Source organism: Alloscardovia macacae, from assembly GCF_002259705.1.
GTDB lineage: Bacteria > Actinomycetota > Actinomycetes > Actinomycetales > Bifidobacteriaceae > Alloscardovia > Alloscardovia macacae.
Window position 1 is genome coordinate 422,450 of sequence record NZ_MWWT01000001.1, and the last position, 13,624, is coordinate 436,073.

Here is a 13,624-nt window from a genome sequence, read left to right on the forward strand (position 1 = left end):
TGGCATTTTCCTTGGGGGAGCGAGACGGTGTGGCGAGTATGAATTCAGAATGAATGACTCATGAATCACGAATGAATATAAACTGAACAGAATCTGGAGGAAACTCGATATAGCCCCCTGCTGGTAAAATAAAAAACACGAAAAGAAGAGCTCATAAAACGTAGAATTAAGAACGCTACGGATGCGTTTCTTTGATGAAATCCCGAGCAGTAGTGAAGAATGTGCTGGCGGGAGAATTGACGGGTTACTACGCGCTAGCCAGAACTCTGACGCACGCATAACGGATGCGAGGCAGAAGCAGAACGAGCGAGCGCCAGAAAGATATAGAAAATCATGAAGTTTGAAGAACTGGGCCTGAGCCCACAGATTTTGCGTGCCGTACAGGATATGGGATTCGAGGAAGCCTCGCCTATCCAGGCAGCCGCCATCCCGGTCGTCATGAGCGGCCGCGATATGATAGGCCAGGCGCAGACCGGAACCGGTAAGACCGCATCCTTCGGCATCCCAGTCCTCGAAAAGGTGGATCCGAAGGACTACAGCACACAGGTGCTCATCCTCGCTCCTACACGAGAGCTGGCCATCCAGTCCTCCGAAGAGCTGCACCGCCTTTCGAAGTACATGCACGGCGTAAAAATCGTGCCTATTTACGGCGGTGCAGATATGGCTCGTCAGATTCGCGCGCTGAAGGACGGCGTGCAGATCATCATCGGTACGCCAGGGCGCGTTATGGACCATCTGCGTCGCGGTACGCTCACCACAGAGCACATCCACACCATCGTGCTCGATGAAGCCGATGAGATGCTGAACATGGGCTTTAGGGAAGACATCGAAGCTATCCTCGACCAGATGCCGGAGGAAGGCCGCCAGATGGTGCTCTTCTCGGCCACCATGGCGAAGCCTATTATGGACATCACCACGAAGTACCAGAAGGATGCCGAGCTGGTGAAGGTGGCGCAGACTGAGCTGACCGTGCCGAACATCGACCAGTATTACTATGACGTGCGCCGTAAAGATAAGACGGACGTGCTCACACGACTGCTGGATTACTACTCGCCGAAGCTGTCCCTCGTCTTCTGTAATACGAAGTCCATGGTGGACGAGCTCGCCGAGACTCTGCAGTCGCGCGGATACGCGGCGGAGGGCCTGCATGGGGACATGAAGCAGTCTGCCCGCGACCGCGTGATGAAGCGGTTCCGCTCGGGGAAGGTCGAGGTGCTCATCGCGACGGACGTGGCGGCGCGCGGTATCGACGTGGATGACGTCGAAGCTGTGTTCAATTATGACATTCCTCGCGAAGTGGAATACTACGTTCACCGCATCGGCCGTACCGGCCGTGCGGGTCGTGCAGGGCGTGCCTTCAGCTTCGTGCGCGGTAAGGAAGTCTATAAGCTGCGTGACATCCAGCGCTACTGCAAGACGAAGATAGTGGCGCAGCACATTCCTACTCTGGCGGACGTGCAGGCCATGAAGACCGAAAAGGTTATGGATGATGTCCTCAGCGTGGTGGAAGCTGGTGGCCTGCATGAGATGATAGACATCATCGAGACGCAGATAAACACCTCAGACTACACGGCCATGGACATCGCTGCAGCCTTCCTGAAGAAGGCTCTCGAAGGTGCCAGCGACATGAGCGCACAGAACGCGGATGGCGTGGACACGCTGACTGCTTTTGATAAGCGGGGTGAGGATCCTGGATTCGATCTGGCTGGCGAGCGACCGAACCGTAAGAAGCGCCGCGAGCGGGAGTTCGGCGAGGGGCATGACGGCTCTCGGGGCGAGGGCGGACGCGGTCGCGACGGCGGGCGTGATGGGCGTGACGGTGGACGCGGCTCACGCAAGCATAACCTTCATAAGGAAGACGTGGAAGTGGGCATGACCCGCTTTAAGATAAGCCTCGGAAAGAAGCATGGCATTCGCCCGAATGACGTGGTGCGCATCATCTCCAGTGAAGCACACATCCCTGGCCGCGCCATCGGAGCTATCGAGCTGAATGATAATACCAGCTACGTGGAGCTGCCGTCCGAGCTGTCCTCTCTCGTGCTGAAGTCCATGAAGAAGGTAAAGTTTAAGGGAAAGAAGCTCGGTCTCGAGCTGGCCTTTACGAAAAAGAAGAAGAAGTAAGGGTAAGTCAGTCAGTACGTAAGCGCCGGGAACTTTACCCCGAATTGTGACCATATTTTGTCTCAGATAGGAGCCGAAATGGTCACAATTCGGGGTAAAGTTTTATGACCATCGTAGGAGCTGCACGTTTTCATGACATCGGACAAACTTACGCTCAAGATTTAGCCATTTTCTCCTTCTGATAGGGCGAAAAATGGCTAAATCTTTAGCGTAAGTTTGTTATCTGCTGTCGAAGGAGCGTGAATCGGAGAGGAAGCGCGCACTCCTACTGCAAAAAATGCGACTTTTCTAGAAGTTCATCGATTTGCTGAGCCTGAGCAGCCCATTTTTTCGACAAACTTCTAGAAAAGTCGCATTTTTTAAAAAATCTCAGCAGCCCGACCGACCAGCCCAGCCCGCCCCAGCTCAGCCCAGCCAGACCCAGCAGATCGCCAGCCTAGTCCCCGTCGCTATCCACGCCGATGAAGCGGGACGGATCCTTCGACGGGTCAAAGCCAGAGACCATGTATACGAGACGGCGGCCGATGGACACGCTGTGGTCTCCGATGCGCTCGTAGTACCGGCTCAGCAGTACGGAATCGATGGTCTGATCCGTGGTGGCCGTCCACTCGTCCGAACGCGCGATGGTATACACACTTTCGAAAAGCTTATCCATGGTGTCATCACTGAGGATGAGGCGCTGTGCAGCCTTTTCGTCATGCGACGTCATAAGGTCAGACAGGGTAGAGGTGGTCTTTTCCGCGAAGTCCTGCATCTGGAGGAAGATGTCCTTCACCTGAGGAGCCAGCGGCGAGTCCGGGTACGTGCTACGTGCGGTTTCAGCTATGTGGCGTGCGAGGTCGCCTATGCGTTCGAGCAGCGAGGCGATGCTCATGGTAGAGACGACGATGCGCAGATCCGTAGCTACAGGACTCTGCTTCGCCAGTAAGATAACGCACTGGTTATTAATGGAATGCTCGAGAGCATCGATGTGCGCATCCCCGTCGATAACGTCCTGCGCGAGCTCGATGTTCCCCTCGAACAGTGCCCTGCCAGCATCCTCGACAGCGTCGTGCACAGCTGCTGCCATGGAGGTGAGATCCTCCGCGACCTGCTGTAATTCCTCGTTAAATATAGCGCGCATGAGTGCTCCTGTTCGGTTTAGCGTTCCTCGTACCGTGTGCTTCCATTTTACGGGTAGCCCGTGTCATTCGGATAGCGCGTGTGGGAAAATGAGAGTATGCATCTAGATCTCACGTTTGTGCTGTCCCTCGTGGTCATCACTGTGCTTACGCTCGCGCTCGCCGGATGGCTTCTGTCCGTTCTGTGGCGTTTATTTATGCCAATTTTCCAGAACCGGGGCCTATGGCGCGCTGCGCGCTCCCTTACGTGGCGCATGCAGTACTCACGGCGCCGGCGCATAAAGAAACGGTTCGATGTCCTCGAAGATGACGATGAGGACGAGGATGAGGACGACGAGCTGGATTCCTCTACCCTGCGGGTGCTCACCGCGCTGGATGCGGCCACCATCGTGGTAGATGGGGATGATGAAGTAGAGCGTGCTTCTGCGTCCGCCTACCGCTGGAGCCTCGTGAAGAATGATGAGATAGCGAATGACCAGATAGCCGAAGCTATACAGAAAACGCGACAGGGAGAAGGTCGCCAGAAGTTCGACATCGTCACGTATACAGCAGATGACCTCGTGAAGGATAGTGAAGAGGATACGCATGTGACAGCTCGGCCACACTGGCTGAGCGTAACGGTGAGCATGATTAGCGAGCGTAGAGCAGTAGTGCTTATCTCAGACCAGAGCGAAGCGAAGCGCTTCGCACAAACTCGTGATGACTTCGTTACGAATGTGGCTGAGCAGCTCCTCGAACCTGCGGACAGTCTCGCGAGCATAGGGCAGGCATGGTCACAGTCCACGAATGAGGTGGCGGCGCGTGACGGTAAAGTTATCTCCACGCAGGCTCGGCACATGCATAAGCTCGTGTCTGACCTTCTGCTTCTCATCCAGGCTCAGGAGAAAGTGACTCCATCTGAGGAAAACAGGCTCGACCTCGGTGCATTGGTACGTCGTGTGGTGGATAGCATGACGCCAGACCGTGGCGTACGTATCCATGTGCGTGCCAGAGACGGTGTGCTGGTGAACGGCAGCGCGGTGCAGATAGAGGCGGCAGTGGGGAAATTGACCTCAAATGCAGTGCGCTACTCGAAGAAAAACGGCGTCGTAACGGTGGTCGTAGATACTGCGCGCGACGAGAACTATGCGGCCATCCGCGTCATCGACACAGGGCTGGGCATACGGCCGGACGAGCAGGAGCACATCTTCGAACGCTTCTACCGGGGAAGCATCCAGCCGAACGATGCGGTCGCGCGAAACGAGGATGCCGTGGGCCTGGGCCTCGCCATCGTGAAGCACGTGGCGCTGACGCATCGCGGAACGGTGAGCGTGTGGAGCGCGCCGGGGCAGGGCAGCACGTTCAGCCTCTTCCTGCCGAAAGCGACGAAATAAGCTGATCGACAGCTTACTGCTGCATGAGGGCGAGCAGACGATACAGGTGGCGGTTATACAGCTCCCACACGAGGCCGGAAATGCCGAAAATAAGCCCCCAGATGCAGATCATAAACTCGCGGTGGAAGCTACCATGCAGGAAAAACATGGCTGCGAAAGCGATGGAAGGGATAAGCCACAGAAGCGTGCCCACCAGAAAAATGACATGAAGATCCACTTGCTCGGCCTGCGGCGTCTCGCGGCGCTGCTCAGGATCATAAATCGGTGCTATCTTCATGTCATTTACTCTAGAACTATCGGGGGACTCGGGGGCTGGGGCTCGTGGCTGGGCTCGGGGACGCGCGCGCAAAGAAGCCTATGCACGCAGTTGCGCCACTACGGCGTCGATGCAGTCGGTCAGTGCTACCACGTCTGTCGTGTCCACGGATGGGAAGACTCCCACGCGCAGCTGATTTCTTCCGAGACCTCGGTATCCTGCCACATCCACGATGCCATTCGCGCGCAGGGCGGCGAGGACGTCTGCGGCAGGCAGCTCATCAGTCAGATCGATGGTGACCACCACGCTCGAGCGCGCTTCACGATCCGCGACGAAGGGGTGGGCGAACGTGCTCGCCTCTGCCCACTCGTAGAGGACGTTCGCGGACGCTGCGCAGCGTGCGGCGGCCCATTCTAAGCCTCCATTCTTCAGCAGCCAGTCTATCTGGTTTTTCATGAGCAGAAGTGTGGCTATGGCAGGAGTGTTTAGGGTCTGATGCTTACGCGAATTCGCCACGGCCTTCGTAAACGAGAGGAACGGCGGAATCCAGCGGCCGGAGCTTTCTGAAGGGTGGAGTTTCGCGTGAGCGTCTGCCTGAGCGTCTGCCTGAGCGTCTGCCTGAGCTTCGATGCGCTCAGCGCGCTCTATGGCACGTGGCGATGCGAGCGCCACCCACAAGCCTCCATCTGCACCAAATCCTTTCTGCGGGGAGAAGTAGTACACGTCTACTTCACGTGGGTCGATAATGGTGCCGGCTGCTGCAGACGTGCCGTCCACGATGGTGAGAGCATCTGGTCGCGTGGCACTATGCACGCGACGCACTGGAGTCAGTACGCCTGTGGACGTTTCGTTATGTGCCCAGGCGAAGACATCTGCATCTGCTGCCTCACCTGTAGCTTCAGGAAGTCGGTAGCGTCCTGGCTCTGTCTCGAAGAGCACAGGAGCCTCGAGGAATGGAGCACGAGCAGCACTATCGGCGAACTTTTTACTAAATGAGCCATACACGCCGAAAGCAGCTTTCCTCTCTATGAGGCACGCGCAGGCCATGTCCCAGAAGGCGCTCGCGCCACCGTTTCCGAGGACTACGTCGTAGTCATCTGGAAGATGGTAGAGCTCGCGAATGCCCTGCTGAATGCTCGCTACCACGTCTTTTATAGGAGCCTGACGGTGAGATGTCCCCATGAGCTGCGCGCCTTCGCCCGTGAGATACTCAAGCTGCTCGTGGCGGATTTTACTCGGGCCAGAGCCGAAGCGACCATCCGATGGAAGGAGGTCGAAGGGCAGCAGGTCGAGCGGCAGCGGGTCGAGTGGGAGCGGCTGAATGCCGGCGGAGTCACTCATATGTGCACTTTTTTCAGTCATGTATCATAATATACTTATTTTTTCGCCGGTCGGGTAATTTTATCCCATATTTTCCCCGTCATTTCGCGCTTTACCCGATATATACGGGAGAACCGCCGTGGACATCTGGTTGCGAGCGTTCTGAGACACGCGTAGAATAGTGCGAGTCCGAAAACTTTTTGAGGAGTGATTTTTATGAAGCACGCAGCGCCTAAGTCGGCTTCGGCCCACAGACGCACTGCACGACATGGAGTAGGAGTTTTCACGCCGGGTGTCCCCGTGGAAAGTCTGAATGAAGCAGTAAAACGCGAAGTGAACGCAATGCCGCGTACACGCCGCGAACGCCGCGAATATGCTCGCGCATATGCACGTAAAAACCGATTTACTATGTCTGGCGCAGTAACCCTCCTGTTCGGCACCGTGGGTACAGCAGTCGTGGCCACAGCGCTGAGCACAAATACGAATCTTTTCGACCGCACTATGGCTGTGGCCATGGCAGCAGATACAGGAACGCTGTCCACGGATTCCACAAATGCCACCGCTTCAGCCACGAGTACGGATTCTGCGGATGCATCCGCAGTCTCTCGCTCCTCTGAGCGTTCTGCGACGAGGGATGCGAATGGCGTGGCGAACGCATCCCTGACGCAGGAAACCGCTTCGGTGAGCACCTCTGCAGCAGTGGAGTGGAATGCGGAAGATGGTGCTACAGCTATCGACGTGAGTAACCTGACGAAGAGCGACCATCCTACGGGAGACACGGGCAACGCCTACCCATTCTCGGAGTGCACATGGTGGGCGTACACTCGCCGCCATCAGCTGGGTCTTCCGGTAGGCTCTTACTTCGGTAATGGTGCGCAGTGGGCGAAGTCTGCGCGTGCTCTCGGATACCAGGTGGACCATACGCCAGAGGTGGGCGCGATTATGGTCTTCCAGCCTGGTGAGGAAGGCGCTGCAGCGTATTACGGTCACGTGGCCATAGTGGAGAAGATAAATCCTGATGGTTCTGTGGTGACGTCGGAATCCGGCTCCATTATGCAGGGGAAGACGTATACGCGCACTATCTCGAACCCAGAACGTTTCGAGTTCATCCACGATTAGCTCTCTCTTTGCGAACGTGTGAAAAGCCCCGGACTGTGAACGGTCTGGGGCTTTTATTTTTCGCCCGCCGTGTCGCGCGCTAGAATGGGCAGTACGAGATACGCTCGAACGAGGAGGTTCTTATGGCACGGTATGATAAGGCTATCTTAGTAGGCGTGGATGGCTCGGACGCCGCATATAAGGCGGTCTGGTGGGCTGCCAATTACGCACATCACGCGGGATTAACCCTACACATCGTCAGCGCATACACGCTGCCGAGTTATTCCGCGGTGTCGTTTGATAATACATTCACTGTCTCGGGCGATGATGCAACCTCGCGTCAGGATGCGCAGGAAATCCTCGGACGCGCGAAGGCCATAGCCACGAAACAGGGCGTCGAAGCGACCACACTCATCGTCACGGGAGAGCCGTCCGCAGTCTTTATAGAATTGTCCAGAAACTATAACCTCGTGGTCATAGGAAACCGCGGGAAAGGCGGACTCGCCGAACGTCTGCTCGGCACGACGTCGTCCAGCCTGCCGGCGTACGCGTACTGCCCTATCGTGGTGGTGCCGTACACGGATGATGCGGGGAATAAAGTGCATCTGCATAACCAGATTACACACGTGGTCGTGAACTCGGACGAATCAAAGTGGGGTCTCAAAGCTCTCGACATCGCCGCCGAATTCGCGCACAGCTGGGGAGCGCAGCTGAAGGTCATCAGCGCGGTTCCCGCACTCAGTAATCTCGACGAATCCGAAATGGCTAGTGTACTCGAGTCCTATGCGGATGACCTGCACACGCGTCTCGCCCCGCTGCGCGTCCAGTACCCGAACCTTGCCATCGACGAACAGGTGGCTGTGGGCACGTCTGTCCACGCGCTTGAGGCGACTCTTCCGGACACGGATATCGTGGTGGTGGGCTCGCGCGGTCGCGGAGGCCTGACGGGTCTGCTCTTCGGTTCGGTCAGCCAGGCGCTGCTGCAGCATTCGGATAAGCCGGTGTATGTGGTGCCGCGCCGTTACGTGCAGGCTGCGGAGAGCGAGCTGGATACCATTCCAGATTCGCCGAGCGAGGTGGCCACGAAGCCGCTGAGCGACATCGGCGGCGTGGAGTCTGTGACGGTGCAGCAGGCGGAGGATTCCGAGCTGCAGAGCATCGAGGAGACTATCGACCCGCGGTAGTGCGGTTTTTGGGTTCTGTGCGGGGAGTGGCTGCGTGTGCGGCTGCTCCCCGTTTTTGCGTGGGGTGGGGTGCTCCGGGCGGGAGGAGTGAGCTTTTCGGGACGTTCAGGCGTGGAGCTGCCTGCTAGGCTGGGATGAGAATGGCTTTTTTCTGCCAATTTTCCGTGTGAGCGTACGGGGCGGGAGTGAGGAAGCGTTCCGAGAAGCTCACTCCTCGCTGGGAGGAGGGGTTTCGAGAGGTAGTGGTCTGGCGACGCGGGTGGGTATGTGATGGTTGTGTGGTGAATGCGCAGTTGTGGGCTAATTCGGACGTGTGTTCTGGAGCGGTCTGGCAGTTTGGGGCTAATTCCGACGCGGGTGCCGCCGTGCGCTGTGTTCCGCGAACGGAGAACCCCATATTTACGCCATTGCGTCTCCCGGGCGTCTGACCGCGTGGAGAGCTCTCGTCGGAATTGGCCCTAAAGTGCAGAACAGCAGAAAAGCGGGCGTCGGTTTTAGCCCTAAACTGCTCTCCGCGCGCAGACAAAAAGGGCGCTCAGCTGCAGCAGCCGAACGCCCCTCGAAGCCTCGCGAAACTAAAGCTCTAGTGGCGGATCTCCACGTCCATGCGGACCGGGGTCTCCTGCGTGTACGTGTGCATGACGGTGCAGCCCTTCTCGATGTGGCGGCGCACGCGCTCAGCCAGCTTCTGCGCGGCGGCCTCGTCGAGCCCTGCCTCGAGAGCGTCCACGACCACCTGCTCGCTGAAGCTCAGGTAGCGGTCCTCGTCAGCGTCATACGCGGCGTCTACCACGATGCGCGCGCCCTTACCCTCGCCGAGCGCAGACTCGACGGCGAACTGGCTGGACAGCGCGGCGCATGCTGCGAGCGCGACCTTGCTTAGATCTCCCGGCGAGAACAGACCCTTATCCGAGCCGCGGCCGAACTTGATGTGTGCGCCGTCATCGCTGAACGCGTCCCACGAACCGTCCTTGTTACGTTCTACCCACAAGCGTGCCATAGTATCTCCTTTATGCGTCGTGTGCTGTGTGCATTCACCTTCTAGAATACCGTCTGGCGCGGTTTTATTCCTGGCCGCGTCGCGTTTTTGCGGTGAGCGTATGGCGCTGTGTTTTTTCGGCCAATTTTCCCTCGTCCGTACTAGCCCTTCGCGCTGAGCGAGCTTCGCCTGCCTCGCGTGCTACTCTCATAACTATGGCACTTACACAGCATGAACTCGATGACATCCGCGCGCGCATCCCGGAGCGCCCAGACACAGACATTCCTATGCCGTATGAGGATACCGTACGAGACATCCTCCTGAACGGATCACTGAAGTCGGACCGCACGGGCACGGGCACAGTCTCCGTCTTCGGACGTCAGATGCGTTTCGACCTGAGCGAGTCTTTCCCGCTTTTGACGACGAAGCGGGTGTTCTTTAAGGGCATAGCGTACGAGCTGCTCTGGTTCCTGAAGGGCTCGCAGAACATTCACTGGCTGCAGGAGCATAATGTGCACATCTGGGATGAGTGGGCGGATGAGAATGGTGACCTCGGCCCGGTCTACGGTGTCCAGTGGCGTAGCTGGCCAGCTCCTACGGCCGATGACCCGGAGCATACCATCGATCAGATATCGAACGTGCTCGAACAGCTGAAGACGAATCCAGACTCGCGCCGTATGCTCGTGACCGCGTGGAATCCTGCAGAAGTGGAGAATATGGCGCTGCCTCCATGCCACTCGCTCTTCCAGTTCTACGTGGCGGATGGGAAGCTGTCCTGCCAGCTTTACCAGCGCTCGGCAGATATGTTCCTCGGCGTACCGTTTAACATCGCGTCGTACGCGCTGCTCACGCTCATGATGGCGCAGCAGGCGGGTCTCGAGCCGGGCGAATTCGTCTGGACGGGTGGAGACTGCCACATTTATGATAATCACATGGAGCAGGTGCTCGAGCAGCTGGGACGCACGCCATATCCATATCCGCAGATGCGCGTGAGGAAGGCGCCGTCGCTTTTCGAGTATGATTACTCGGACTTCACTATAGAGAACTACGAGTACCATCCCACCATTAAGGCGCCGGTGGCTGTATAGGTAGCTGTATAGGTGGCTGTATAAACGCTGCATCGCATAGACATGACATCGAGTGGGTAGATATTCAGAGTTTTGCCCACTCGATTTGTTACACTAGAGCGCATACGATACGACACAGGATACCCACGCGTATCTAAGGAGAGTACAGACATGGAGCACGATAGTAGTCGCACTGGCTACCACCAACCTCAGCCCGCCTCGGCCGGGCATAACTTCCGCAGTTTCGCGGAGGACGCCGAGGAACAGTGGGATGATGACATCATCGAAGAATCGACTCACACCACACATCCACGCATTAAGCTCATCTGGGCTCAGGCGTATGACCAGGACGGCCGTCCAGGAGCCATAGGGCTTCAGGGGCAGATGCCGTGGCATCTTCGCGAGGATATGAAGCATTTTAAGGACTGCACCATCACGCATCCGGTCATTATGGGCCGTAGGACGTGGGAGTCGCTGGATCCGAAGTTCCGTCCTCTGAAGAACAGGGATAACTACGTTATCTCGAGGAATCCTGAGTTTACCGCCCTCGGAGCCATCGTCATGCCGTCGCTGGACGAAGCCATAGACCTCGCCTCTGAGCCTGCCATCCCGGATGATGGCGTGCGCAGGGACGAGATATGGATTATCGGCGGAGGCCAGCTCTACGCGGAGGCACTCCAGTTCGCGGACGAGATCTACATTACGGACATCGATGCACGCGTGCAGGCAGACACCTACGCTCCAGACATGCAGGCACACATCGAGCGCGGCCTGTTTACGGAAGAAATTCTGCGCGACTGGACCGCTCCGGAGGACCCGACGAGCGGGATCGCGCGCTACCGCATTCGCGTTCTGAAGCACGCGTAAGGCGCGAGTCACGACCACACACGAGGAGACACACATGTACACCATTATGACCGTCTGCACGGGGAATATCTGCCGCTCGCCTATGGCGGAGATAGTTCTGCGCAAGTATGTGGAGGACGCGGGGCTCGCAGACCGCGTCCAGGTGAAGTCCTCTGCTGTCTCCTCGGAAGAGCATGGGAATCCCATAGACCGTCGTGCGCAGCGTGCTCTGCGCGCTCGCGGCTATGAGCTGCCAGCGCATCACTTCGCCCACCGCATTACGCGCGACGAGATAGACGAGACAGATCTGTTCCTGCCTATGACGGCCTCACATAAGAGCGCGCTTCTGCGCCAGATTCCGTCGAGTGATGCCTCTGAGGTGCACATGTACCGCAGCTTCGACCCGAAGCTTCCTGCGGTGAGTGCTGCGCAGGAGTCGCGCATCGACCTCGTGGATCCGTGGTATGGCGGCCCGGAGGACTTCGAGATAGCGCTCGACCAGATAGAAGAGGTCGCTCCGTACATCGTGGACTGGGTGAGCACTCAGCTCGACGAGTAAGCTCGGGGCAGGCGAGAGGTGAATCCGTTCCTTCCTGAGGGCGAATATATTCCAGACGCGGAGCCGTACATTTTCGGCGACCGCGTCTACATCTATGGCTCGCATGACCAGTTCGGCGCTCCCATCTTCTGCACGGGAGACTACATGGCGTGGTCAGCGCCCGTGGAGAGCTTCGAAAAGCCGGGTGCATGGCGCTGTGATGGCGTGCTGTATAGAAAGACGCAGGATCCGCTGAATACGCTGGGTCTGCGGCTTCTTTTCGCTCCGGACGTCTGCCAGGGGCCAGATGGGCGTTTTTACCTCTACTATGCGTTCGATTTTATGGGCATTATGGGCGTGGCCGTGGCGGACGAGCCTGCTGGTCCGTTTGAATTTTACGGCCACGTACGACACGCCGACGGCACGCTGTGGGGACGCCGTGCTGGGGACTCGTTTCCGTTCGACCCGGCTGTCCTCGTAGATGGCGGCCGCGTGTACCTCTATTCCGGCTTTTATACGCCCGTTTCGCGCGTTCTGACAGGCTTTCATCAGCTCAATTTTCCCGGAGGCGTGGTCGTGGAACTCAGCGACGATATGCTCACGCTGAAAGGGGAGGAAGAATTGGCCTTTCCGAGGGAAGACGGCGAATTCTTCGAAGCCAGCTCTATCCGGAAGATAGGCGCATACTATTACTTCGTCTACTCCTCGCAGCGTAACCATGAACTCAAATACGCGGTCAGCAGCAGGCCGAACGGCGGGTTCGAGTACGCGGGCACGCTCGTGAGTATAGGAAATGTGGGCCTGCACGGCATTACGGACGAGCGACACGCGGATAATTACCTGGGAAATACGCACGGCGGACTGCTCCAGCGCGGCGAGGATTTTTACATCTTCTACCACCGCCAGACGAACCGCACGTCGTACGCGCGCCAGGCCTGCGCGGAAAAGCTCACGTACACGCGAGACGCGCGTGGCATGCTCCACTTCCAGCAGGCGGAAATAACGACACGCGGAGCAGATGACGCCCCGCTCACGCTCGGCGTGTCTGCAGAGACGTCTCTCAAGGCGTACACGGCGAGTACGCTGTGGGCGGGTGGGCACGAGACGCTGCGCTACGACGCGCCTATGACCCGTGCTGAGCGGGCGAAACATCCGTACTTCACGCAGGAGCGCGGAGAAGACGGCGTGTCGGGTATCGCGGTTCGTCAGTACATAGCGAATATGACAGATGGCGCGACATGCGGATTTACGTACGTCTCCACGGCGTGTCTCGAAGAGCTTAGCCGAGTGAGTGTGCGAGCGCGTGCTCGGCGTGGCGCGGTGGGAGAACTCGTCGTGTCTGTACAGGCGCGAGGGCAGGCGCGAGGGCAGCGACGGGAGAGCCAGCGTGCGGTTCTCGCCCGGATTCCAGTGAGTGGAAGAGGTACGCGTGGTTTTGTCATGAAGCCGCAGTGGGCGGTGTATGAGGCGGCTGCTTTTGCTCTGGAGCGTAAGGAAATCGGCGCGGATGAGGTAGCGCTATATGTGACGTACGAGGGGACGGGTGCTGTGGATTTGCTCGATATGTGCGGCACGTGTGGCGAATGAAAAAAAACGAGTAAAATAGTATGTACTCATAAGCCATCGTGGGCTGAACGAGAATACTCGGGCGGTGATGCAGGATGTGGACGGTAGTGCGGAACGCGTGTACAGCCATGTGGCGCTACATCATGCGTAACTCA

Annotated in this window: 12 protein-coding genes; 8 read left to right on the forward strand and 4 right to left on the reverse strand. The window is 57.8% G+C overall.

What is annotated here, in order from left to right; genetic code table 11:
* Positions 1 to 333 precede the first annotated feature (333 nt).
* Positions 334 to 2,121, forward strand: coding sequence for a DEAD/DEAH box helicase (locus ALMA_RS01810; RefSeq protein ID WP_094726125.1), 1,788 nt, complete (start codon positions 334 to 336; stop codon positions 2,119 to 2,121).
* A 436-nt stretch (positions 2,122 to 2,557) separates the two neighbouring features.
* Here ALMA_RS01810 and phoU read toward each other — a convergent pair whose 3' ends face one another.
* Complete coding sequence (phoU, locus tag ALMA_RS01815) at positions 2,558 to 3,244, reverse strand: phosphate signaling complex protein PhoU (protein WP_094726126.1); 687 nt, start codon at positions 3,242 to 3,244, stop codon at positions 2,558 to 2,560.
* Between the two features lie 96 nt (positions 3,245 to 3,340).
* On the opposite strand from phoU, the gene ALMA_RS01820 reads away from it, so the two are divergent.
* Complete coding sequence (locus ALMA_RS01820) at positions 3,341 to 4,615, forward strand: sensor histidine kinase (protein ID WP_094726127.1); 1,275 nt, start codon at positions 3,341 to 3,343, stop codon at positions 4,613 to 4,615.
* Between the two features lie 13 nt (positions 4,616 to 4,628).
* On the opposite strand, the gene ALMA_RS01825 is transcribed toward ALMA_RS01820, so the two are convergent.
* Positions 4,629 to 4,892 carry a DUF2530 domain-containing protein gene (locus ALMA_RS01825; RefSeq protein ID WP_094726128.1) on the reverse strand — a complete coding sequence of 88 codons (264 nt, stop codon included), beginning with the start codon at positions 4,890 to 4,892 and terminating at the stop codon, positions 4,629 to 4,631.
* Between the two features lie 78 nt (positions 4,893 to 4,970).
* On the reverse strand, positions 4,971 to 6,212 hold the full coding sequence (gene serC / locus ALMA_RS01830; RefSeq protein ID WP_094726187.1) for a phosphoserine transaminase: 1,242 nt from the start codon (positions 6,210 to 6,212) through the stop codon (positions 4,971 to 4,973).
* Positions 6,213 to 6,533: 321 nt separating this feature from the next.
* Between serC and ALMA_RS01835 the strand changes: the two genes are divergently transcribed.
* Both ALMA_RS01835 and ALMA_RS01840 read left to right on the forward strand, forming a co-directional pair.
* Positions 6,534 to 7,310: a CHAP domain-containing protein gene (locus ALMA_RS01835; protein ID WP_244568818.1), complete on the forward strand. Its 777-nt coding sequence runs from the start codon at positions 6,534 to 6,536 to the stop codon at positions 7,308 to 7,310.
* 122 nt (positions 7,311 to 7,432) lie between these two features.
* Positions 7,433 to 8,473, forward strand: a complete 1,041-nt coding sequence (locus tag ALMA_RS01840) for a universal stress protein (RefSeq protein ID WP_086106762.1) — start codon at positions 7,433 to 7,435, stop codon at positions 8,471 to 8,473.
* A 583-nt stretch (positions 8,474 to 9,056) separates the two neighbouring features.
* Here the strand turns inward: ALMA_RS01840 and ALMA_RS01845 are convergent.
* The gene (locus ALMA_RS01845; RefSeq protein WP_086106764.1) at positions 9,057 to 9,473 is read right to left on the reverse strand and encodes an OsmC family protein; all 417 of its coding nucleotides are present in this window, start codon (positions 9,471 to 9,473) and stop codon (positions 9,057 to 9,059) included.
* A 194-nt stretch (positions 9,474 to 9,667) separates the two neighbouring features.
* On the opposite strand from ALMA_RS01845, the gene ALMA_RS01850 reads away from it, so the two are divergent.
* The 4 genes from ALMA_RS01850 (at position 9,668) to ALMA_RS01865 (ending at position 13,490) form a co-directional block, all read left to right on the forward strand.
* Positions 9,668 to 10,540, forward strand: a complete 873-nt coding sequence (locus ALMA_RS01850; protein WP_094726130.1) for a thymidylate synthase — start codon at positions 9,668 to 9,670, stop codon at positions 10,538 to 10,540.
* A gap of 150 nt (positions 10,541 to 10,690) precedes the next feature.
* Complete coding sequence (locus tag ALMA_RS01855) at positions 10,691 to 11,386, forward strand: dihydrofolate reductase (protein WP_094726131.1); 696 nt, start codon at positions 10,691 to 10,693, stop codon at positions 11,384 to 11,386.
* Between the two features lie 34 nt (positions 11,387 to 11,420).
* A complete protein-coding gene (locus tag ALMA_RS01860; RefSeq protein ID WP_086106767.1) occupies positions 11,421 to 11,924 on the forward strand; it encodes a low molecular weight protein-tyrosine-phosphatase in 504 nt (167 codons plus the stop codon).
* An 18-nt stretch (positions 11,925 to 11,942) separates the two neighbouring features.
* Positions 11,943 to 13,490, forward strand: coding sequence for a family 43 glycosylhydrolase (locus ALMA_RS01865; RefSeq protein ID WP_094726132.1), 1,548 nt, complete (start codon positions 11,943 to 11,945; stop codon positions 13,488 to 13,490).
* Positions 13,491 to 13,624 lie beyond the last annotated feature (134 nt).

What these genes read in the sequence shown, in the direction of transcription:
- ALMA_RS01840 (WP_086106762.1), top strand. Translation starts at nt 7,433, where the DNA reads ATGGCACGGTATGATAAGGCTATCTTAGTAGGCGTGGATGGCTCGGAC.
- ALMA_RS01810 (WP_094726125.1), top strand. Translation starts at nt 334, where the DNA reads ATGAAGTTTGAAGAACTGGGCCTGAGCCCACAGATTTTGCGTGCCGTA.
- serC (WP_094726187.1), bottom strand. Translation starts at nt 6,212, where the DNA reads ATGAGTGACTCCGCCGGCATTCAGCCGCTCCCACTCGACCCGCTGCCG.
- ALMA_RS01850 (WP_094726130.1), top strand. Translation starts at nt 9,668, where the DNA reads ATGGCACTTACACAGCATGAACTCGATGACATCCGCGCGCGCATCCCG.
- ALMA_RS01835 (WP_244568818.1), top strand. Translation starts at nt 6,534, where the DNA reads ATGCCGCGTACACGCCGCGAACGCCGCGAATATGCTCGCGCATATGCA.
- ALMA_RS01820 (WP_094726127.1), top strand. Translation starts at nt 3,341, where the DNA reads ATGCATCTAGATCTCACGTTTGTGCTGTCCCTCGTGGTCATCACTGTG.
- ALMA_RS01845 (WP_086106764.1), bottom strand. Translation starts at nt 9,473, where the DNA reads ATGGCACGCTTGTGGGTAGAACGTAACAAGGACGGTTCGTGGGACGCG.
- phoU (WP_094726126.1), bottom strand. Translation starts at nt 3,244, where the DNA reads ATGCGCGCTATATTTAACGAGGAATTACAGCAGGTCGCGGAGGATCTC.
- ALMA_RS01825 (WP_094726128.1), bottom strand. Translation starts at nt 4,892, where the DNA reads ATGAAGATAGCACCGATTTATGATCCTGAGCAGCGCCGCGAGACGCCG.
- ALMA_RS01860 (WP_086106767.1), top strand. Translation starts at nt 11,421, where the DNA reads ATGTACACCATTATGACCGTCTGCACGGGGAATATCTGCCGCTCGCCT.
- ALMA_RS01855 (WP_094726131.1), top strand. Translation starts at nt 10,691, where the DNA reads ATGGAGCACGATAGTAGTCGCACTGGCTACCACCAACCTCAGCCCGCC.